Here is a 21,734-nt window from a genome sequence, read left to right as displayed (position 1 = left end):
CTTGCCCGCGAAGAGGCCCGCTCAGTCGCCGCAAATTTCCAGGACTAATCCGTCACGAGACATCGCCCGAAGGCCGAGCCCGCAACCGTCGCCCAATCACATCCAGCACATCACACCCATCGCGCAGTGGAATGGCGCAGAGCAAGGCAAAGTCGCTAAGTATCATCGAGTCGCACTCGACAGAGCCGCGCATGGACAGGTTTTCGAGCACCTGGGTGACGGCACGAATTCGATAGCTGGCAGCGTCGGTCAAAATATCGAGCGGCGCGTGGGTATGGACGAACAGCGTGGGCATGTCGTTGCAGTTGCTGGTGAGCGCCATGAAGCGGTTTTTGGGGTGAGGAATTGGTTTTTCGTAGGGTGGATCAGGGGTAATAGCCGTCATTGTTTGACTCCTAACGTATGGATTGGAGCCGCCAGAAATCACTTCCACGCAATAGGTGGTGGCTGTACGCAGGTGTGGAAGACCAGGACGTTAGGCACCTGGCGCACTCGAAAGCGCCCCGCGCACAGCCACCATAAAACACAGACGATAAAAAACGCCGAACTGGTGGCGCTTGATGCGCCTAACGATAGAAGGGCTTCCACGCCCTGTCACTGAATTTGCAGTGACAACCCCAAGACTATCGATGGAGCGCATTTCGCACCAGTTCATGAAAACCGCTACAACTTGAAGGAAATCTCCGATGGATCTGCCCGGTAATAAACGCGCGAGACTTTGCGGGGGATCGATCAGGAAAGAAGTCAGGAAAGGATGATGTGGATGTAGGCCGATTCTCTTAATAGCCACTCCATTAATCAACAAGCAGGCAAAAACGCAAACGTGGCGAGAGGTTTCCCTCTCACCACGTTAATTTGTCAGACACACAATTATTTAATCCGCAGAACCACGAGACGCCAATTCTTTCAATTTGAGTTCGGCCAACGGATGCCCTGCTTTCGCTGCCATTTCCCACCAGCGAGCCGCTTCAGCCGGATCCGGCGCCTTGCTCGGCGTTCCGGCCAGGCTGATCACACCAACCTGATACGCTGCCTTGCCATCCCCCGCCAACGCGGCCAGGCGCAGTAATCGCACACCTTCCTCGCGAGCCCCAAGACCGACGCCGCGAAAGGTCAGAATGTGGCCGTAGAAGCTCTGGGCGCCGACATCACCCAGGTTCGCCATACGCGCGAACTGGCCCTCGAGCCAACTCCAGCCTCGCGGCTGATGCACAAACCACGACCAGTGGAACAACCGGCGGGCCAGCCAGTAACTGGCCCGCGCCTTGAGTCTTAAAAACACTCAGGCTTCCGCCGACTCGGGGTACTCGTATTCGAACACCCGCACTACTTCCGAGGCATGCCAGGACGCGGCAGCCACGCCATCGGACGGTCCGGAGAAGCGCCCGAGGCGCTCGACACATTCGAAAAAACCGGTGCGCGGTAAGCGGCTGGCGCCCTGACTGATCACCAGCGAGCTGCGCAACGGCTGCTCGGCTCTGGCATCCAGCGCGGCCAGGTGCTCAAGCGCTGCGGTCAAGGTTTGCATGGCCGGCGTGGGTAGCTGCAAACGCTCCAGCAACGCCCGATAAGTCAAAAGATGGCGCTGACGACGCGCCTGATCCAGCTCCCCCAGCAATCCATCCCAATGTTGACGACTGATGCGTACGCTCACGATTCATCCCTCCATCCTGGCACCGTCAATTCCCAGGCGAGGCTGCGGCGAATAGCAGCGTCGGGTTGACGCTCACCGCTTTCGATCAAGGCGAGATATGACGGGCTGATGCCTACCGTGCGGGCCAGCGCCTCAATGGCGATGCCCTTCCCTTCGCGCAAATTGCGTAGTTGATCCAGACCCGGAAGAATCTGGTCTGGTGCTGCCGCGGGAGGCACTGTGGCGTCGCGCGGTGGTTGTTGCTTGATGCCTGCTGCTTTCAGTAGAGCCTGATACTGAGCCCATGGCAGAACCGCATATTCGGGTTCGCCTTCGCGTGTAATTATCTGAATATCCATGACTACCCCGTAGGACAACGACACTTAGCGAGTCGGCGCTTTTCCCTAGAAGTGTAATCCTAACAGCGGCCAAGGTCGCGGGGGTATGAATATGGATGATCCTGAATCGGTTCAGGTTTTTTTTGGGCCCTGAAGCTGCAGTTGTTCCGGGGTATCAGGCAGGCGTTCGACCACCGCGAGCTTTTCCGGCAACTGACGCTTGCGCCAGGCACGGAAGGCGTTGAGTTCGTCATCGAGGACTTTCATCAACCAGGCCAGCACGGCAATGTCGTCGAGCATGCCGAATACCGGGATGAAATCCGGGATGGCATCCACCGGGCTCAGGAAATACATCAGGCCAGCCACCACCGAGACCAGTGCTTTTGGGCTGATGGCCCGGTACTCGCCACGCCAGTAGGCCAGGCAGAGTGCCTGCAACAAACGCAGATCATCTTTGAGTTTGCCCAGGCGACTGCCCTGGCTCGCGCCTTTGCTGGCAACAGCGAACAGCAGGGTCGGCAAACGACCACGGGCGAGCAGGCGTCCGGCCAGAGGCAGGAAACGAGCGAAATTCCAGGGCGTTTTCATTTGTTCCTCCCGCTGAAATGTTATCCACACAAATTGTGGATAACCTTGTGAACAGAGCTGCATTTCATCGCTGAAAGCCCCGTTTCATAAGGGCCTGACTCAGATCGGGCGTTTTTTACTCACATAAAAAAACCCAAGAATTCATTGACTTGGCGCCTCGGTCCGTCTAGCCAAACGCTCTCACTGGCTATGACTCCAGCGTACCGCATCCGTTCGCTTTGTTTACCTTCCCTGAACGCCAGATGCAACAACGCCCCGCATAAGCGAGGCGTTGTTTTTCGAGCAGACGCGAATTACTTGGTGGCGTCTTGTTTTGCTGGATCCTTGATGGCCAGCAGCTCCAGGTCGAATACCAGCACCGAGTTGGCTGGAATCGCCGGGCTTGGGCTTTGGGCGCCGTAAGCCAGCTCGCTAGGGATGTACAGTTTGTACTTCTCGCCAACGTGCATCAGTTGCAGGCCTTCGACCCAACCCGGAATCACACCGCTGACCGGCAGATCGATCGGGCTGCCGCGCTCGACGGAACTGTCGAAAACGGTGCCATTGGTCAATTTACCGGTGTAGTGAACAGTCACTACGTCGGTTGGCTTAGGCTGAGCGCCGTCGGCTTTCTTGACCACTTCGTATTGCAGGCCGGAAGCCGTGGTGACGACACCTGCTTTCTTGCCGTTTTCTTCAAGGAACTTCTTGCCGGCGGCTGCCGACTCTTCGCTCATCTTGGCCAAACGCTCTTCAGCACGCTTTTGCAGTGCGGCGAAGGCTTCAACCAGCTCTTCATCTTTCAGCTTCTGTTCTTTCTTGCCGACGGCATCTTCGATGCCCTGGGCTACCGCTTTGGAATCCAGGTCATCCATGCCTTCCTGAGCAAGGCTTTTGCCCATGTTCAGGCCGATACCGTAGGAAGCTTTTTGCGCCGGGGTTTTCAGCTCTACGCTGGTCTGCGAATCACAACCCGCAAGTACCAGGCCAACCAGGGCCACCGCCGCCGCCAACCGATGCTGTTTCATGCTATTTCCTTGTTCATGCGCCTAAAGGGCAATCGAGTAAAGCCGCGAGCTTATCAGGCCGCCACGACCAATGGCTACCGGCATGAGAGCAGGAAACGTCTGATAAGTTCAGGTGTTTAAACGCATTTCGGCCATAGAAGGATGAAGCTTCTGTCATTTGGCTCTTACAGACTTAGGGGGGTTCCCACAGCCTCTGGCGTAATGGCCTCTTGCCGCACCTCGTCCGGTGAGGCATAAGAGAGCTACAAATTGACAAGGACGTTTATCTTGCGCCTCATATTCCGCTTGCTGATTCTGATCGCAGTATTACTGGGGCTAGGCCTCGCCATAGTGCTGTATTACGTCGCCAACCCGAAACTACCGGTTTGGTCACCGGCGCAACAGGTGAATTACCTGGAGCAATGGAGTGCCGCCGACCGACAGGCTTACTACTTCACACCTCAAGGTACCCAGGTCAAAGGCTTGCGCTATGACTGGTTCAACGCCCTGGAACTGCCCTTTTCGCAAAAACGATTCGCCGCTCCTGAATACCTCGCACGCTTTGGTTTTCTGATCGACCCGAGCCAGAAAGCCACGCCAAACAATCCCGGTAACCTGCCCGTCGGTTTTGCCCGTCATCAAAACCCCGGCAGCCAGGACGAGTTTCTGGACATCACCTGCGCCGCCTGTCACACGGGCGAATTGCGCTTCAATGGTCAGGCTGTGCGTATCGACGGCGGCTCGGCCCAGCATGTGTTGCCATCCAGCGTTCCTACGCTGCGAGGTGGCAGTTTCGGACAAGCACTGGTCGCGAGTCTGACCTCGACTTACTACAACCCCTGGAAATTCGAACGTTTCGCCCGCAACGTTCTGGGTCAGGACTACGACGCACGGCATCAACAACTACGCCAGGATTTTAAAGTCTCACTCGATACCTTCTTGAAAGTGGCCTGGAACGACACCCACCGCGGCCTCTACCCCACCGAAGAGGGACCTGGCCGCACCGATGCATTCGGGCGCATTGCCAATGCCAGCTTCGGCGACGCGATTTCACCCGCCAACTACCGCGTGGCCAACGCACCGGTGGACTACCCGCAACTGTGGGACATGTGGACCTTCGACTGGGTGCAGTGGAACGGTTCGGCGCAGCAACCGATGGCCCGTAATATCGGTGAGGCCTTGGGCGTGGGTGCCACGCTGAATTTCTTCGACAGCAGCGGGCAGCCGCTCAAGGGCGACGACCGCTACCCGTCCAGCGTCCGGGTGCGCGATCTGCACCAGATCGAGCAAACCCTGCAACGACTCAAACCGCCCGCCTGGCCGGAAGCCCTGTTGGGCAACATCGACAAGCCCCTGGCCGCAAAAGGCCGCGAACTATTCGCTGAAAACTGCGCCGGGTGCCATGTACCCCGCGTCACCCAAAGCGACGGCAGACCGGTGCATCATCTGAAATTACTGCCTGTGGAGGTGATTGGCACAGACGCCGGCGCCGCCAACAATATTGCTGATCACCGCTTCGATCTGACGGCCTTGCAGTGGGATCCGGCAGAGCTTGCGCAACTGGACGTACAACTGCATCCCAAACCCACAGAACCATTGGATATGAGCCAGTTATCCGTGGCCAAGGGACTGGCTTACGTCACTGCTTTCGTGAGCAACCAGGCCTACCGCGAAGCCAATGTGACAGCCGCGGAGCGCCCGAACCTGGACGGATTCGGCCTGCCGATCGGCGTTCAAGAGTTGCGTAGCTATAAAGCTCGACCATTGGCAGGTGTCTGGGCCACTCCGCCGTTTTTGCATAACGGTTCGGTACCGAGCATTTATCAACTGCTCTCGCCACAAAGTGAACGCGCGACCACGTTCTACAAGGGCACCTTCGAATACGACCCCAAACATTTGGGTTATCGCACCGAAGCCTTCACCAACGGTTTTGTGTTCGACACGCGTATCACCGGCAACCACAACAGCGGCCACGAGTTCCGCGCAGGCGAGCGCGGCAACGGCGTCATTGGTCGCCTGCTGCAGCCGGAGGAACGCTGGGCGCTGCTGGAATACCTGAAAGTATTGGGCGGCCCGATGGAGTCGCAATTGACAGACCGCCGCCTCAGTCAAAAGGATTGACCCATGCTGATCACTCTCTGGTTGCGCCTTGGCGTTTTCCTCGGCAAAACCCTGTTGTGGTTGCTGGGCCTGGGTTTGCTCGGCTGGGCGCTGCTCATGGCCTGGTCCGCCTGGCAGCATCGTGGCCCGGTATCGGCTGAAGAACTGATTCCGGATGGCGAAGCGGCAATGACCCAGGACATCATCCAGACGGCCGTGCGTATCGTCGATCAACACCGCGAAAGTACCCGCTACCTGCGCGATGCCCATGCCAAGGCCCATGGCTGCGTGAAGGCCGAGGTTCAGGTGCTGCCGGATCTGGCGACGGAGTTACGTCGAGGCGTGTTCAGCGAACCCGGCAAAACCTGGCAAGCGACGATGCGGCTGTCCAATGGCAATGCGTATCCGCAGTTCGACAGCATCCGCGATGCTCGGGGTATGGCGATCAAACTGTTCGATGTGCCTGGTAAACAGCTGCTGAGTGACCGACAAGGACGCAGTGAACAGGATTTCGTGATGTTCAACCATCCGAACTTCTTTGTCAGCGATGTCGCCGAGTATCGTCAGAATGTAGCCGCTCAGTCTGATGGCAAAAAGGTCATGGCGTTCTTCCCGGGTTGGGACCCACGCACCTGGCAGGTTCGCCATCTGTTTATCGCCCTGGCGACGCTCTCCCCTGCCCCGACAAGCCCGACGCAGACCACTTACTTTTCGGTTTCGCCGTACAAGTTTGGTGAAGCCAACGCAAAATTCCGGGTGATGCCGGATCCTGATAGCTGTCCGGTCTACGCGCTGCCCACGCAAAATCAAAACCTGCCGAACTTTCTGCGCAGTGCGCTGAACCAGCAGCTGTCGACCGATCGGGTACCGGCGTGTTTCGTCTTGCAGATCCAGCGCCAGGATGCGGGCAAGTACATGCCGATCGAAGATACCAGTATCGAGTGGAGCGAAAGCGACGCGCCCTTCGAAACCGTGGCCAGGATCAAACTGCCCGCCCAGGATTTCGATACCCCGGCGCTGAACCTGCAATGCGACAACCAGTCGTTCAACCCATGGTTCGGCCTTGAAGCCCATAGGCCGATTGGCGGGATCAACCGGTTGCGCAAAGCGGTGTACGAGGCTGTGAGCGACTACCGGCACAGTCGTAACGCTGAACAATAGGCAAGGCAGAAACGAAAAAAGCGACCCGGACAGGGCAATGCTGGTCAGTTACGCGCGGAACCTGTGGGAGCGGGCTTGCTCGCGAAAGCGGTGTGTCAGGCAACATCAATGTTGACTGTGCCGCCGTCTTCGCGAGCAAGCCCACATTGGATTGCGCTTAACCGGCATTACCCGAACAGGTCACTTTTTCACTGGATCCGCTACAAAGCCAAATCCCAGACAGCAAAAAGCCCGCATTAAGCGGGCTTTCTGTGGTGATCTGGCGTTCAGCGTTCCAGATACCGAATATGGCGCAGCGGACGGGACTCGAACCCGCGACCCCCGGCGTGACAGGCCGGTATTCTAACCGACTGAACTACCGCTGCGCGTAGCGTTGAAAGTAAGTGGTGGGTGATGACGGGATCGAACCGCCGACATTCTGCTTGTAAGGCAGACGCTCTCCCAGCTGAGCTAATCACCCTTTACCTTCGTTGCGGGGCGCATTGTGCCACAGATTTTCATAAAGTGTTGATTTAATTGATAAAAAATCAAAAAAATCTGAAAACCGGTAAAACGACACACCCTGCAGGAACTTCAGACAGAAAAAAACCCGCGTTAGCGGGCTTTTCCGTGGTGACCTGGCGTTCAGCGTTCCAGGTTACCGAATATGGCGCAGCGGACGGGACTCGAACCCGCGACCCCCGGCGTGACAGGCCGGTATTCTAACCGACTGAACTACCGCTGCGCGTAACACTAAAGCGAATGGTGGGTGATGACGGGATCGAACCGCCGACATTCTGCTTGTAAGGCAGACGCTCTCCCAGCTGAGCTAATCACCCTTCACTTTCGGTGTGGCGCGCATTCTACGGAGCGACCCAACCTCTGGCAAGCACTTTTTTAATTAATTTTCTCAGGCCTTCCAAAGGCTTAGAGAAGGGTTGGCCTATGGCACACGGAGGACAATAATGCCCCCCTTTGTATAAAGGAGAGACTCATCCCCATGTGGTTCAAAAACCTGCTTATCTATCGCCTGACCCAAGATCTGCCTTTTGATGCCGAGGCGTTGGAAACTGCACTGGCCACCAAACTGGCGCGTCCATGTGCAAGCCAGGAGTTGACCACCTACGGTTTCGTCGCGCCATTCGGTAAGGGCGAAGACGCGCCGCTGGTGCACATCAGCGGCGACTTCCTGCTGATCGCCGCCCGTAAGGAAGAGCGCATTCTGCCGGGCAGCGTCGTACGCGACGCGGTGAAGGAAAAGGTCGAAGAGATCGAAGCCGAACAAATGCGCAAGGTCTACAAAAAGGAACGTGACCAGATCAAGGATGAAATCATCCAGGCCTTCCTGCCCCGCGCCTTTATCCGCCGCTCGTCGACCTTCGCCGCCATCGCGCCGAAACAGGGCCTGATCCTGGTTAACTCGGCTAGCCCGAAACGTGCCGAAGACCTGCTGTCCACTCTGCGCGAAGTGATCGGCTCGCTGCCAGTGCGTCCGCTGACGGTGAAGATGTCGCCGACCGCCACCATGACCGAATGGGTCACCACCCAGAAAGCCGCGAATGATTTCTTCGTGCTGGATGAGTGCGAGCTGCGCGACACCCACGAAGACGGCGGCATCGTTCGCTGCAAGCGTCAGGACCTGACCAGCGAAGAAATCCAGCTGCACCTGAGCACCGGCAAAGTGGTCACTCAACTGTCGTTGGCCTGGCAGGACAAACTGTCGTTCGTGCTCGACGACAAAATGGTGGTCAAGCGCCTGAAGTTCGAAGACCTGCTGCAAGATCAGGCGGAACAGGACGGTGGCGACGAAGCCCTGGGTCAACTAGACGCCAGCTTCACCCTGATGATGCTGACCTTCGGCGACTTCCTGCCGTCGATGGTTGAAGCGTTGGGTGGTGAAGAGACCCCGCAGGGTATCTAAAAAAACCGGTTCCTCTTGAAGGAACCGGATCAAAGGTGGGAGCTGGCTTGTCGGATCGCCGCACCGCTGCGATGGCGGTGTGTCAGACGGCTTAAATGTAATCTGACACTCCGCCATCGCAGGCAAGCCAGCTCCCACATTGATTAGATTTCCAAACTGGGAATCTCACTTACTCAACAAGGATCAGGCCATGCGCGCACTGGCTGCATTGAGTCGTTTTGTCGGCAACACATTCGCTTACTGGGTACTGATTTTCGCCGTCGTGGCGTTTCTGCAACCGGCCTGGTTCATCGGCTTGAAAGGCGCCATTGTGCCGCTGCTGGGGCTGGTGATGTTCGGCATGGGCCTGACCCTCAAGCTCGAAGACTTCGCCGAAGTCGCTCGTCATCCGTGGCGTGTGGCCTTGGGCGTGGTTGCCCATTTCGTGATCATGCCCGGTGTGGCGTGGTTGCTCTGCCAGGTTTTCCACCTGCCGCCGGAAATCGCCGTCGGCGTGATTCTGGTCGGCTGCTGCCCAAGCGGTACCTCGTCGAACGTGATGACCTGGCTGGCGCGCGGCGATCTGGCGTTGTCGGTGGCCATTGCCGCTGTCACCACCCTCCTCGCTCCGCTGCTGACGCCGGCGCTGATCTGGCTGCTGGCTTCGGCCTGGTTGCCGGTGTCGTTCATGGAGCTGTTCTGGTCGATCCTGCAAGTCGTGCTGCTGCCGATCGTACTCGGCGTGGTTGCCCAGCGCGTACTCGGTGATCGGGTACGTCATGCGGTAGATGTGTTGCCACTGGTGTCGGTGGTGAGCATCGTGATCATCGTCACTGCCGTGGTGGCCGCCAGTCAGGCGAAGATTGCCGAATCCGGCCTGCTGATCATGGCCGTGGTGATGTTGCACAACAGCTTCGGCTACTTGCTGGGTTACTTCACCGGACGCCTGTTCAACCTGCCACTGGCCCAGCGCAAATCCCTGGCACTGGAAGTCGGCATGCAGAACTCCGGTTTGGGCGCGGCGCTGGCCAGTGCGCACTTCTCGCCGCTGGCGGCGGTGCCAAGCGCGTTGTTCAGCGTCTGGCACAACATTTCCGGGGCGCTGCTCTCGACGTATTTCCGTCGCATGAGCGAGAAAGAAGACCGGCAAATCGCTGCTCAGCAGGCGGCGGATTAAGCCGCAAACTTGATCCTCGGATTAATGATGGGCACTCTATGGCGCAATGCGGGGACGACCTCGCGGCTCGATCGAGTGATTAATCCGGGGACGACCCCATCCATTGATGGAGGTCTTTGATGTCCTGGATCATTCTGTTTTTCGCTGGCCTGTTCGAAGTCGGCTGGGCCGTCGGCCTGAAATACACCGACGGTTTCAGCCGCCCTCTCCCTACCGCACTGACCATTGCCGCCATGGCGATCAGCCTTGGCCTGCTGGGCCTTGCCATGAAGGAATTGCCGCTGGGCACAGCCTATGCGATCTGGACTGGCGTGGGTGCAGTGGGCACGGTGATCGCCGGGATCATTTTGTTTGGTGAATCCATGGCGCTGTTTCGGCTGGTCAGTGTGGCGTTGATCATTGCCGGGTTGGTTGGGCTCAAGGTTAGCGCTTAGGCCTCTGAAGCCATCGCGGGCAAGCCCGGCTCCCACAGGGATTGATGGAGTGTCCACACTATGTGGCACAACACAGAACCTGTGGGAGCCGGGCTTGCCCGCGATGAGGCCCGCCCGATCACCGACTATCTAACGGCCCCACGCAATTCCCCCACCAACCCTTGCAATGTCGCCGGCTCAGCCACTTCAACGGCCACCGCCGGCCCCGCCACCAGGGTCACCCGCGACCACAGCCTGCGAAACACGCCCTTGTCTGGATCGCGGCTGAAGAAACTCCCCCACAACCCCTGCAGCGCCAGCGGAATCACCGGCACCGGTGTTTCTTCGAGAATCCGCGTCAGCCCACCCTTGAACTCGTTGATCTCGCCATCGGCGGTCAACTTGCCTTCAGGGAAAATGCACACCAACTCACCGTCCTTCAGGTATTGGGCGATGCGGGTGAAGGCTTTTTCGTAAATCTGAATGTCTTCCTGACGCCCGGCGATAGGAATCGTCCCCGCCGTGCGGAAGATGAAGTTCAGCACCGGCAAGTTGTAGATTTTGTAATACATCACAAAGCGAATCGGCCGACGCACTGCGCCGCCAATCAGCAACGCATCGACGAACGACACATGGTTGCAAACCAGCAGTGCTGCGCCTTCATCAGGAATCAGCTCCAGATTGCGATGCTCGACGCGGTACATGGAATGGCCGAGCAGCCAGATCATGAAGCGCATGCTGAACTCGGGGACGATTTTGAAGATGTAGGCGTTGACGCCGATGTTCAGCAGCGACACCACCAAAAACAGCTGCGGGATCGACAGCTTGGCGAGGCTCAGCAAGACGATCGATACAATCGCCGACACCACCATGAACAGGGCATTCAGAATGTTGTTGGCGGCGATCACCCGCGCCCGTTCGTTCTCGACGGTACGCGACTGGATCAGCGCATACAGCGGCACGATGTAGAAACCGCCGAAGATCCCAAGCCCAAGAATGTCGATCAACACCAACCAGGTGTGACCGAACCCAAGGACTTCGATCCAGCCGTGGCCGGCAACACTGTCGGGAATTGCGCCGGAATGCCACCACAACAGCAAGCCAAACACCGTCAAACCGAATGAGCCGAACGGCACCAGACCGATCTCGACTTTGCGCCCGGAGAGTTTCTCGCAGAGCATCGAACCCAGTGCGATCCCGACCGAGAACACCGTAAGAATCAGCGTCACCACGGTCTCATCGCCGTGCATCCATTCCTTGGCATACGCCGGGATTTGCGTCAGATAAATCGCCCCGACAAACCAGAACCATGAGTTGCCGACGATCGAACGCGATACCGCGGGGGTTTGCCCGAGGCCCAGTTTCAAGGTGGCCCAGGACTGGCTGAAAATGTTCCAGTTCAAACGCATTTCCGGCGATGCCGCCGCGGCCCGGGGAATGCTGCGGCTGGCGAGGTAACCGAGTACCGCGATCCCGATGATTGCCGTGGAAACGACCGGCGCGTAGTTGCTGGTGGACATCATGATCCCGGCACCAATCGTCCCGGCAAGAATCGCCAGGAAGGTGCCCATTTCCACCAGACCGTTACCGCCCACCAGCTCTTCTTCGCGCAAGGCCTGCGGCAGGATCGAGTACTTCACCGGCCCGAACAGCGCCGAGTGGGTGCCCATGGCAAACAGCGCCAGCAGCATCAGCGACAGGTGATCGAACATGAAACCGACCGCGCCCACCGTCATGATGACGATTTCCCCGAGCTTGATCAGACGGATCAGTGCGTCCTTGGCGAACTTTTCCCCGAATTGCCCGGCCAGCGCCGAGAACAGGAAGAACGGCAAGATAAACAGCAACGCACACAAGTTGACCCAGATCGAACGGTCACCCTCGATAGTCAGCCTGTACAAAATGGCGAGGATCAGCGACTGCTTGAAGATGTTGTCGTTGAAGGCCCCGAGGGACTGCGTAACAAAAAACGGCAGGAAGCGCCGAGTGCGAAGCAAGGTGAACTGTGAGGGGTGACTCATCTTCCATGTGTCCCTGATTTAGGTAGAGAGTGGCTTGGATACTGTTATTGGAAGTCGAACGTCGATCCAGGCCACAGATTACCTAATCTTTGCAGGTTATTTCTGTAATCCTGCAATGCACGGCGAGACAAATAGCTCACCTCGCCACGCACCCTGCACTGTCCGTTTGGCGACAAGCAGCCACATCACCGCCAGCATTGCCACCAACACGCAACCAAAGACACTGAAAAACGTCAGGTTCAAGGTGCTGGCCAGTTTCAGCGTAGCCAGGGAATAAACACCCAGCGGAAAAGTGAAGCCCCACCAGCCGAGGTTGAACGGGATACCGGCGCGCAAGTAACGCACGGTGATCAACAGCGCTATCAGCATCCACCAGAGCCCGAAGCCCCACAGCGTGATGCCGGCCACCAAGCCAAGCCCCGCGGCAATCTCACCAATACCCGGCAGACCGTTGGCAGCAAAGATCGCTGGCGCGTCGGCGCCCAACAGCAACATGCCCAATGCGCCGGTACCGATGGGACCGAGGGCCAGCCAGCTCGAGGCAGCCATGTTTTCATGGGGCAATTTATGCAACGCCATGCGCAGCAACAGGATGGTCAGAATGCTGAACGCAACCGGTAGGGAAAAGGCCCAGAGCACGTAGCTGGTCACCAACACCACCAGTTGTGAATGAGCATCGGCCAGGTGCGGCGCCAGCAAGCCACCGCTGGCAGCCGCCACTTCCGCCGCCACCACCGGCAACAGCCAGACGGCAGTCATCTGGTCGATGCTGTGCTCCTGACGGGTGAACATCATGTAGGGAATCAATACGCCGCAAGCCAGCGACATCGCCACGTCCAGCCACCAGAGCACTTCGGCGAGATGAATCACACCGTCACCCCAGCGCGGCAAACCGAACAACAGAAAGCCATTGATGATGGTCGCAAGGCCCATGGGAATGGTGCCGAAAAACATCGAAACCGTGGAATGGCCGAAAATCCGTCGCGCCTCGTCGAAAAACATGACCCAACGGGCGGCATACATGGCCGTGAACACCACAAACAAAGCGATGTTGAATAGCCAAAGACCTTCGGCAAACGCATGCAGACCGGGATTCGACACCGGCAATTGCGCAATCGCCAGCGCCAATACACCCGTGCCCATGGTCGCCGCGAACCAGTTGGGGGTGAATTGGCGGATGGCCTCTCGTGGGTGCTGCAGATGACTGAGCGGTTTGATACCGGGTTTAACGCTATGGGTGCAGGTCATGGTGAACTCCTGTCCTCTCGTGAGGTGGAGCTCATGGTAGATCCGAATCGAATATCTATATAACGGGTAATATCTCTAACTGTTATCTGTTTTACCGATATTACATCAAACGCTGCCTTCAGCCTCGATCACCAATATCCGAGCTACACCGAGTGGATGAGCCACATGCTCGGTGCCCACCGATGCATAAAAAATATCGCCGACTTCAAGTAGCGTTTCCTTTTCCAGGCCTTCTTCGCGATAACGCATCTGCACCTGCCCATCGAGCACCACGAACACTTCCTGACCATCATTGATGTGCCATTTATAGGGCTGATCGGTCCAGTGTAAACGGGTGGTGATGCCGTTCATGTTGGCGATATCCAGCGCCGCCCAGGCGCGGTCACCGGTGAAGGATTTGCTGTGGATGATCTTCATGGGTCGGTCCGTCGAAATGAATGGCAGTGCCAAGGCTAACGGTCATCGAACATTGACGCCACAGGCTTTGACAGTCTGCTCACGCATCAACCCGACCAGCGCACCCAGCGACAGGATGATCAGCACCGCGCCATAACCATCGGTGGTTGCCACCAGGCCAAAGGTCCGCGTCAGACTGCCCGCCAACAACGACGGCAAACAGAACGCCAGATAGCTGAGCACATAAAACGCCGACATCAGCCCTGCCCGCTCATGAGGCAAGGCCAGCGGCACGATGCTTCGCAGCGCACCCAGGAAGCCCGCGCCGAATCCACCGCCCGCCACCAGGGTGCCGAAGAAAAACAACGGCAGGCTGGCGCTGTGTACCGCCAGCAGAATCAGCGCAACGCCCGCAGGCAGCAGGCTCGCGCCCAACAGCAAGACTTTGTCGGCCGGGCGATTACGCAAGGAGTAGATCATCAAGGCGCCGGTCACCGTCAATACGGCCACCGTCGCCCCGCCAATCAGGTTGGAGGTGGACCCGGTGGCGGTCCGCACCAGAGACGGCGCCAGGGAGGCGAAAAAACCACCGAGCGCCCACACCGCCAGATCTATCGGCAGCACCCGCCACAGCATACGCCGCGCCTGAATCGGCACATGCAAGGTCGGGCGCAACGAGACCCAGGCGCCCGGTTGTCGGGTGACGCTTTCCGGCAGGCGCCAGACGTACAGGGCTTGCATCACAAACAGCGCGAACAGCACCCAATAGGTCAGTTGCAGCGGCAGCGGCGCAAACTCGGCCAACACGCCACAGCCCATGGCACCCAGCGCCATGCCCAGCAACGGCGCGACGCTGTTGACCATCGGCCCTTGCTGACGGTCGGTATCCAGCAGCGCCGCACTTAAAACGGCGGTGGCCATGCCCGTGGCAAAACCCTGCAGGACCCGTGCACTGATCAGCCAGGCGACGCTGTCGGCGTTGATGAACAGCAACATCGCCAGCATGTTCAGCAACACGGCGGTGAAAATCACCGGTTTGCGCCCCAGATAATCCGAAAGCGAACCGACCGTGAGCAACGCCGCCAGCAAGCTGAGGGCGTAGACGCCGAAAATCAGGGTCAGGGTCACTGCCGAGAACTGCAGGTGTTCTTGATACAAGTGATACAACGGCGTTGGCGCGGTGGAAGCGGCGAGAAAACTGAGTAAGGTGATCGCCAGAAACCACAGGCTGGAACGGTTTGACGTTGAACGGGACATAAGCACACTCCGCAAAAGCTAACTTTTTGCTTTTGCGGAGTGTGCTACTGGCAAACGCTTAAAGCAAATTCTTTGTGTTAAGGTCCGCCGTATGGCTATTAAAGAAGGTTTACGTCCTGGTGGCCGCAGCGCCAGGGTGCAAGAGTCGATTCATTCGGCAGTCCGCGCGCTCCTCGAAGAACAGGATCGTGCGAGCGTGACCGTGCCGCAAATCGCTGCCCGGGCCGGGGTGACGCCGTCGACCATTTACCGGCGCTGGGGGGATCTGTCGGCGCTACTGGCCGACGTCGCCCTCGCCCGCATGCGCCCCGACAGCGAACCGGCCAACACCGGCAGCCTGCGCGGTGACGTGCGTGCCTGGGCGGAGCAGTATCTGGACGAGATGAGTTCCGAACCCGGGCGCAACATGATGCGCGACGTGCAATCCAGCGCCACGCCGGGCTATTGCGTGACGATCATTGGCGGGCAGTTGCAGACGATTCTGGATCGCTATCCCGAGCAGCCGAAGCCGAGTGTCGACCGGCTGATCAATATGGTGGTGGCGCCGACGGTGTTTCGCATCCTGTTTGCAGCTCAGGCGCTGGAGGTTGGAGAGTTGCATCGGTTGATCGATATTGCGTTGAGTCAGTGAGGCCGCTATCGCGAGCAGGCTCGCTCCCACATTTGATCTTTCAGTGAGCTGAAGATTTGTTGCCAGGACAAATCCCCTGTGGGAGCGAGCCCGCTCGCGATGAAGCCCGTACAGACACCAAAGATCTGACGGTATCCCAACCTGCGACACCCGACCTTGGTCGACACTGACTAACTCAAGCGGTCATGCGAGACTGTCCTGACCGGGCGGGCGTCCCGGAGGTCTTTTGTCTGGAGTTCCCATGTCGCTGTCCATCGGGCTGATTGCCACCGTCGCCCTGGCCTATATGGCCATCCTGTTCGCTATCGCCTTTTACGGCGACCGTCGCAGCACACCGCTGCCGCCACGGGTGCGTGCCTGGGTGTACAGCCTGTCGCTGGCCGTTTACTGCACCAGTTGGACATTCTTTGGCGCCGTGGGCCAGGCGGCCGAACAGCTCTGGTCATTCCTGCCGATCTACCTCGGGCCGATCCTGCTGCTGGTGTGCGCGCCGTGGGTCCTGCAAAAAATGGTGATGATCAGCAAACAGGAGAACATCACCTCCATCGCCGACTTCATCGCCGCCCGCTACGGCAAATCCCAGTCGCTGGCGGTGGTGGTGGCGCTGATTTGTCTGGTCGGCGTGCTGCCGTACATCGCCTTGCAGCTCAAGGGTATCGTGCTGGGCGTGAACCTGCTGATCGGCGCCGGTGCCGACGCCATGGGCACGCGCGCGCAGGACACGGCGCTGATCGTGTCGTTGGTGCTGGCACTGTTCACCATCGTTTTCGGTACCCGCAACCTCGACGCCACGGAACACCACCGCGGCATGGTGCTGGCGATTGCCTTTGAGTCGCTAGTCAAGCTGTTCGCTTTTCTCGCGGTCGGCGGGTTCGTGACCTACGGCCTGTACGACGGTTTCGACGACCTGTTCGACCAGGCCATGCTCGCCCCGCGCCTCGAGGCGTACTGGAAAGAAACCATCAACTGGCCGTCCATGGTGGTGCAAACCGGCGTGGCGATGATGGCGATCATCTGCCTGCCCCGGCAGTTCCATGTGACCGTGGTGGAAAACATCGATCCCCAGGATCTGCGCTTGGCCAAGTGGGTGTTCCCGGCCTATCTGGCGCTGGCGGCATTGTTTGTCGTGCCAATCGCACTGGCCGGTCAGATGATGCTGCCCAGCTCGGTGCTGCCGGACTCATTCGTCATCAGCCTGCCTCTGGCCCAATCTCACCCTGCCCTGGCGATGCTGGCGTTTATCGGCGGCGCTTCGGCGGCGACCGGTATGGTGATCGTGGCCAGCGTGGCGCTGTCGACGATGCTTTCCAACGACCTGCTGCTGCCGTGGTTGCTGCGGCGTAACAACGCCGAGCGGCCGTTCGAAGTGTTCCGCCAGTGGATGCTTTCGGTGCGCCGGGTGAGCATTGTGGTCATTCTGCTGTTGGCCTATGTCAGTTATCGACTACTGGGTTCGACCGCAAGCCTGGCAACCATCGGCCAGATCGCCTTCGCCGCCGTGACCCAACTGGCCCCGGCCATGCTCGGCGCGCTGTACTGGAAACAGGCTAACCGCCGCGGGGTGTTCGCGGGGCTGGCCGCCGGGACGTTCCTCTGGCTCTACACCCTGGTGCTGCCGATCGCCGCCAACAGTCTCGGCTTGCCCCTGAGCAGTTTTCCGGGCCTGGCCTGGCTGCAAGGCAACCCGTTGAACCTGCCGATCACGCCGTTGACTCAAGGCGTGGTGCTGTCCCTGGCGGGCAACTTCACCTTGTTCGCCTGGGTCTCGCTACTGTCACGCACGCGGGTTTCGGAGCATTGGCAGGCCGGCCGCTTCATCGGCCAGGAAATCAGCGCCCGCCCGAGCGCCCGTTCGATGCTGGCGGTACAGATCAACGACTTGCTGCAACTGGCCGCCCGTTTTGTCGGCGAAGAGCGGGCTCGTCAGAGTTTCATCCGTTTCGCCTACCGTCAGGGCAAAGGCTTCAATCCGAACCAGAACGCCGACGGTGAATGGATCGCCCATACCGAACGCTTGCTGGCCGGTGTACTCGGCGCATCCTCGACCCGGGCGGTGGTAAAAGCCGCCATCGAAGGTCGGGAAATGCAACTTGAGGATGTCGTGCGGATCGCCGACGAAACCTCGGAAGTGCTGCAGTTCAATCGCGCCCTGCTGCAAGGCGCCATCGAGAACATTACCCAGGGCATCAGCGTGGTCGACCAGTCGTTGAAACTGGTGGCCTGGAACCGGCGCTACCTTGAGTTATTCAACTACCCCGACGGCTTGATCAGCGTTGGCCGGCCGATTGCCGACATCATTCGCTACAACGCCGAGCGCGGCCTGTGCGGCCCCGGCGAAGCGGAAGTGCACGTCGCCCGTCGCTTGCACTGGATGCGTCAGGGCCGGGCCCATACCTCCGAGCGGCTGTTCCCCAATGGTCGAGTGATCGAACTGATCGGCAACCCGATGCCCGGCGGCGGTTTCGTCATGAGTTTCACCGACATCACCGCGTTCCGCGAGGCCGAGCAAGCGCTGACCGAAGCCAATGAAGGCCTCGAACAACGGGTCATCGAACGCACCCACGAGCTGTCGCAGCTCAACGTTGCCCTGACCGAAGCCAAGGGCACCGCCGAATCGGCCAACCAGTCGAAAACCCGCTTCCTCGCCGCCGTCAGCCATGACTTGATGCAACCACTGAATGCTGCGCGATTGTTCTCTGCCGCCCTCTCCCACCAGGAAGAAAACTTATCCAGTGAAGCCCGGAAACTGGTTCATCACCTGGACAGTTCACTGCGCTCGGCCGAAGACCTGATCAGCGACCTGCTGGACATTTCCCGCCTGGAAAACGGCAAGATCAACCCTGATCGCAAGCCGTTCGTGCTCAATGAGTTGTTCCATACACTGGGCGCCGAGTTCAAGGCCCTGGCGCAGGAACAGGGGCTGAAATTCCGTGTCCGGGGCAGCGCGTTACGGATCGACAGCGACATCAAACTGCTGCGACGGATTTTGCAGAACTTCCTGACCAATGCCTTCCGCTATGCAAAAGGCCCGGTGCTGCTCGGCGTTCGGCGGCGCAACGGCGAGTTGTGCCTGGAGGTCTGGGACCGTGGACCGGGCATTCCGGAAGACAAACTGCAGGTGATTTTCGAAGAGTTCAAACGCCTCGACAGCCACCAGACCCGGGCCGAGAAAGGTTTGGGCCTGGGCCTGGCGATTGCCGATGGGCTGTGTCGTGTGCTGGGTCATACCTTGCGCGTGCGCTCCTGGCCGGGTCGCGGCAGCGTGTTCAGTGTCAGCGTACCGCTGGCTCGGGCACAAACCGCGGCGCCGGCCAAGGCTGCCGAACTCAATGGCCATTTGCTCAGCGGCGCGCAGGTGCTGTGTATCGATAACGAAGACAGCATTTTGATTGGCATGAACAGTTTGCTGACACGCTGGGGTTGCCAGGTCTGGACCGCGCGCAACCGTGCTGAGTGCGCGACGCTGCTCGGTGATGGAATGCGTCCGCAATTGGCACTGGTGGATTACCACCTGGACGATGGCGAGACCGGAACCGAGTTGATGGCGTGGTTGCGCACGCAACTGGGCGAACCGGTGCCGGGGGTAGTGATCAGTGCCGATGGACGGCCGGAGACGGTTGCCCAAGTGCATGCCGCGGGCCTGGATTACCTGGCCAAACCGGTGAAACCGGCGGCGTTGCGGGCGTTGTTGAGTCGGCATTTGCCGTTGTAGTGCGGCAGGTCTGAACCCTGCAGTGGGGCGATTGACGCCTTCGCGGGCAAGCCCGCTCCCACAGGGGTTTGTGGTGTTCACTCTATTTGTGCAAAAACACCAATCCACTGTGGGAGCGGGCTTGCTCGCGAAGCTTTTCGGCTACTCCGGCAGTTCGGCCAAGCCATCGACATCCGTCATCGCCCGCTCCAGCAGGTCCGCCGGCAAGCTTTTGCTGGCCCGCGCCCCGAGCAACTTGAGCTGCTCGCTGCGACTGACCAGGTTGCCGCGGCCTTCTGTCAGCTTATTGCGTGCAGAGCTGTAGGCCTTGTCCAGTTGCTGCAGGCGATTGCCGACCTCGTCCAGATCCTGAATGAACAACACGAACTTGTCGTACAGCCAACCGGCGCGCTCGGCGATTTCCCGGGCGTTCTGGCTCTGGCGCTCCTGCTTCCACAAGCTATCAATGACCCGCAAAGTGGCCAGCAACGTGGTCGGGCTGACGATCACGATGTTGCGGTCGAATGCCTCCTGAAACAGCGTCGGCTCAGCCTGCAACGCCGCAGAAAACGCCGCTTCGATCGGGACGAAAAGCAGAACGAAATCCAGGCTGTGCAAGCCGTCGAGCCGCTTGTAGTCCTTGCCGGCCAAGCCTTTGACGTGACTGCGCAGGGACAGCACATGCTGCTTGATAGCAATCTGGCCGATGGCATCGTCCTCGGCCGCCACATATTGCTGATAAGCCGTGAGGCTGACCTTGGAATCGACCACGACCTGCTTGTCGCCGGGCAGATAAATAATCACATCTGGCTGGAAACGCTCACCGTCCGGCCCCTTGAGATTGACCTGGGTCTGGTACTCACGCCCCTTCTCCAGGCCCGCATGCTCGAGCACTCGCTCGAGAATCAGCTCGCCCCAGTTGCCCTGGGTTTTCTGCCCTTTCAAGGCCCGCGTCAGATTAGTGGCTTCGTCGCTCAGGCGCAGGTTCAGTTGTTGCAGCCGTTCCAGCTCCTTGGCCAGGGAAAAACGCTCACGAGCTTCAGCCTGATAGCTTTCCTCGACGCGTTTTTCGAACGACTGGATGCGCTCTTTCAACGGATCGAGCAACTGCCCCAAACGTTGCTGGCTGGTTTCGGCAAACCGCTGCTCACGCTCGTCGAAGATCTTGCCCGCCAGCTCGGCGAATTGTGCGCGCAGCTCGTCTCGCGAGCCTTGCAGATCGTTGAGGCGCTGCTGGTGGCTTTCCTGCTGCTCACGCAGCTCGGCGTTAAGGGAAGCGGCCTGAGCGTCGAGACGACGCAACTCAGCCTCTTTACCGGCGCGTTCGATGTTCCAGGCGTGGGCCGCGTCGCGGGCGTCGTCGCGTTCGATCTGCAGCAGTTCGACTTCACGCCGCACGGCGGCCAGATCAGCCTGTTTGGCGGAGTTGGCCTGGCTCAGGTCAGCGATTTCATCACGGCTGGTGTCAAGCTGCGCATTCAAGCCGTCCTGCGTCAGTTGGGCGATGGCAAGGCGCTCTTCCAGCAGCGCCAGCTCGGCCTGTCCCGAACTTGCCCGACGCTGAAGTTGCCAGGCCAGTACCAGTAACGGCAGTGCAGCGCCCGCCAGACCCAGCAATGCGCTGGTCAAGTCCATCGCCATAGCCACTCCTGCCGATTAGTTAAAGCGTGAAGGTTAACCAAGGCGTCAGGTCTTGGACAGCTCAGTCTTCGGTCAGGCCCAGTTCCTGTTGTGCGCGTCGGTCGCCCGCACGCGCGGCCAGACGCAACAGCTCCTGGCCAATGCGACGATCACGGGCATTACCGCATTCGCGGCACATCAGCTGGCCGAGACGGCTTTGCGCGGCCACCACGCCTTCACGGGCAGGTTGCTTGAGCAAGCGTCCGGCGAAGTGTTTGACGTTGGGGTTTTCGCCCAGGCGCGGACTGTCCAGCAGCCACTCGGCCACGCGCATCGAAAAGCGCTTGGGTGGGGTAACACTGGGGGGTGTTGAGGCAGCAGAGATTGATACTGAGCGAAACTTCATAAAGCACTGTGGGGCAGATCGGAAGGCGCGCCACTCTACTCTTTTTTTCGTACAGGTAAAGTCGAAAAAAGCCTGCACGCCCGTCCTAGAGCAAGCGCTTGGGACAATCCACAGAAGCTGTGGATAACTCAGTGGACAACCGCCTTTGAACTCGCGCAAAGCCCTGTGGAATGGGGCTCGCAGTCAAAC

At 59.2% G+C, this 21,734-nt stretch carries 19 protein-coding genes and 4 tRNA genes; 7 read left to right on the top strand and 16 right to left on the bottom strand.

Annotated features, from left to right (window positions below):
• Positions 1–52: 52 nt before the first annotated feature.
• The 6 genes from AB3226_RS23545 to AB3226_RS23520 form a co-directional block, all read right to left on the bottom strand.
• Complete coding sequence (locus tag AB3226_RS23545; RefSeq protein ID WP_367374823.1) at positions 53–385, bottom strand: hypothetical protein; 333 nt, start codon at positions 383–385, stop codon at positions 53–55.
• 489 nt (positions 386–874) lie between these two features.
• Positions 875–1,282 carry a sel1 repeat family protein gene (locus tag AB3226_RS23540; RefSeq protein WP_367374822.1) on the bottom strand — a complete coding sequence of 136 codons (408 nt, stop codon included), beginning with the start codon at positions 1,280–1,282 and terminating at the stop codon, positions 875–877.
• Positions 1,283–1,654, bottom strand: a complete 372-nt coding sequence (locus tag AB3226_RS23535; protein ID WP_007898892.1) for a hypothetical protein — start codon at positions 1,652–1,654, stop codon at positions 1,283–1,285.
• Positions 1,651–1,992 (bottom strand): helix-turn-helix domain-containing protein, encoded by a 342-nt coding sequence (locus AB3226_RS23530; RefSeq protein WP_030131674.1) that lies wholly within the window; start codon positions 1,990–1,992, stop codon positions 1,651–1,653. Before AB3226_RS23530 ends, AB3226_RS23535 begins: the two co-directional genes overlap by 4 nt.
• A 111-nt stretch (positions 1,993–2,103) precedes the next feature.
• A complete protein-coding gene (locus tag AB3226_RS23525) occupies positions 2,104–2,559 on the bottom strand; it encodes a YkvA family protein (RefSeq protein WP_367374821.1) in 456 nt (151 codons plus the stop codon).
• Positions 2,560–2,852: 293 nt separating this feature from the next.
• A complete protein-coding gene (locus AB3226_RS23520; protein WP_258616085.1) occupies positions 2,853–3,566 on the bottom strand; it encodes an FKBP-type peptidyl-prolyl cis-trans isomerase in 714 nt (237 codons plus the stop codon).
• Between the two features lie 267 nt (positions 3,567–3,833).
• Between AB3226_RS23520 and AB3226_RS23515 the strand changes: the two genes are divergently transcribed.
• Both AB3226_RS23515 and AB3226_RS23510 read left to right on the top strand, forming a co-directional pair.
• Positions 3,834–5,666 carry a di-heme-cytochrome C peroxidase gene (locus AB3226_RS23515; protein WP_367374820.1) on the top strand — a complete coding sequence of 611 codons (1,833 nt, stop codon included), beginning with the start codon at positions 3,834–3,836 and terminating at the stop codon, positions 5,664–5,666.
• Between the two features lie 3 nt (positions 5,667–5,669).
• Entirely contained in the window at positions 5,670–6,806 is a 1,137-nt protein-coding gene (locus AB3226_RS23510) for a catalase family protein (protein WP_367374819.1), read from the top strand.
• A gap of 288 nt (positions 6,807–7,094) precedes the next feature.
• Here the strand turns inward: AB3226_RS23510 and AB3226_RS23505 are convergent.
• From AB3226_RS23505 to AB3226_RS23490, 4 genes are all read right to left on the bottom strand, one after another.
• Positions 7,095–7,171 (bottom strand) — tRNA-Asp (locus tag AB3226_RS23505).
• A 19-nt stretch (positions 7,172–7,190) separates the two neighbouring features.
• A tRNA-Val gene (locus AB3226_RS23500) sits at positions 7,191–7,266 on the bottom strand.
• Positions 7,267–7,453: 187 nt separating this feature from the next.
• A tRNA-Asp gene (locus AB3226_RS23495) sits at positions 7,454–7,530 on the bottom strand.
• Positions 7,531–7,548: 18 nt separating this feature from the next.
• Positions 7,549–7,624 (bottom strand) — tRNA-Val (locus AB3226_RS23490).
• A gap of 161 nt (positions 7,625–7,785) precedes the next feature.
• Here AB3226_RS23490 and rdgC point away from each other — a divergent pair.
• From rdgC to sugE, 3 genes are all read left to right on the top strand, one after another.
• Positions 7,786–8,706: a recombination-associated protein RdgC gene (gene rdgC / locus AB3226_RS23485; protein ID WP_052967943.1), complete on the top strand. Its 921-nt coding sequence runs from the start codon at positions 7,786–7,788 to the stop codon at positions 8,704–8,706.
• Between the two features lie 190 nt (positions 8,707–8,896).
• Complete coding sequence (locus tag AB3226_RS23480) at positions 8,897–9,862, top strand: bile acid:sodium symporter family protein (protein WP_123360124.1); 966 nt, start codon at positions 8,897–8,899, stop codon at positions 9,860–9,862.
• A gap of 119 nt (positions 9,863–9,981) precedes the next feature.
• A complete protein-coding gene (sugE, locus tag AB3226_RS23475) occupies positions 9,982–10,296 on the top strand; it encodes a quaternary ammonium compound efflux SMR transporter SugE (RefSeq protein ID WP_367374818.1) in 315 nt (104 codons plus the stop codon).
• 125 nt (positions 10,297–10,421) lie between these two features.
• On the opposite strand, the gene AB3226_RS23470 is transcribed toward sugE, so the two are convergent.
• The 4 genes from AB3226_RS23470 to AB3226_RS23455 all read right to left on the bottom strand — a co-directional run bounded on the left by AB3226_RS23470 (position 10,422) and on the right by AB3226_RS23455 (position 15,197).
• Positions 10,422–12,296: an MFS transporter gene (locus AB3226_RS23470; RefSeq protein WP_367374817.1), complete on the bottom strand. Its 1,875-nt coding sequence runs from the start codon at positions 12,294–12,296 to the stop codon at positions 10,422–10,424.
• A 96-nt stretch (positions 12,297–12,392) separates the two neighbouring features.
• On the bottom strand, positions 12,393–13,544 hold the full coding sequence (locus AB3226_RS23465; RefSeq protein WP_367374816.1) for a TDT family transporter: 1,152 nt from the start codon (positions 13,542–13,544) through the stop codon (positions 12,393–12,395).
• A 105-nt stretch (positions 13,545–13,649) separates the two neighbouring features.
• Positions 13,650–13,961 carry a cupin gene (locus tag AB3226_RS23460; protein ID WP_367374815.1) on the bottom strand — a complete coding sequence of 104 codons (312 nt, stop codon included), beginning with the start codon at positions 13,959–13,961 and terminating at the stop codon, positions 13,650–13,652.
• Between the two features lie 42 nt (positions 13,962–14,003).
• On the bottom strand, positions 14,004–15,197 hold the full coding sequence (locus AB3226_RS23455; RefSeq protein ID WP_367374814.1) for an MFS transporter: 1,194 nt from the start codon (positions 15,195–15,197) through the stop codon (positions 14,004–14,006).
• A gap of 91 nt (positions 15,198–15,288) precedes the next feature.
• Between AB3226_RS23455 and AB3226_RS23450 the strand changes: the two genes are divergently transcribed.
• Both AB3226_RS23450 and AB3226_RS23445 read left to right on the top strand, forming a co-directional pair.
• Positions 15,289–15,828, top strand: a complete 540-nt coding sequence (locus AB3226_RS23450; RefSeq protein ID WP_367374813.1) for a TetR/AcrR family transcriptional regulator — start codon at positions 15,289–15,291, stop codon at positions 15,826–15,828.
• Positions 15,829–16,069: 241 nt separating this feature from the next.
• Positions 16,070–19,540 (top strand): NahK/ErcS family hybrid sensor histidine kinase/response regulator, encoded by a 3,471-nt coding sequence (locus AB3226_RS23445; RefSeq protein WP_367374812.1) that lies wholly within the window; start codon positions 16,070–16,072, stop codon positions 19,538–19,540.
• Positions 19,541–19,681: 141 nt separating this feature from the next.
• Here the strand turns inward: AB3226_RS23445 and rmuC are convergent, their stop codons facing one another.
• A complete protein-coding gene (rmuC, locus tag AB3226_RS23440; RefSeq protein ID WP_367375836.1) occupies positions 19,682–21,046 on the bottom strand; it encodes a DNA recombination protein RmuC in 1,365 nt (454 codons plus the stop codon).
• A gap of 175 nt (positions 21,047–21,221) precedes the next feature.
• Complete coding sequence (locus tag AB3226_RS23435; protein ID WP_367374811.1) at positions 21,222–21,545, bottom strand: sel1 repeat family protein; 324 nt, start codon at positions 21,543–21,545, stop codon at positions 21,222–21,224.
• Positions 21,546–21,734: the final 189 nt, after the last annotated feature.

The sequence above is a fragment of the Pseudomonas lini genome (genome assembly GCF_964063345.1).
GTDB lineage: Bacteria > Pseudomonadota > Gammaproteobacteria > Pseudomonadales > Pseudomonadaceae > Aquipseudomonas > Aquipseudomonas lini_B.
The sequence above is the reverse complement of the archived record's forward strand: the minus strand, read 5'-3'. Positions and strand labels throughout refer to the sequence as shown.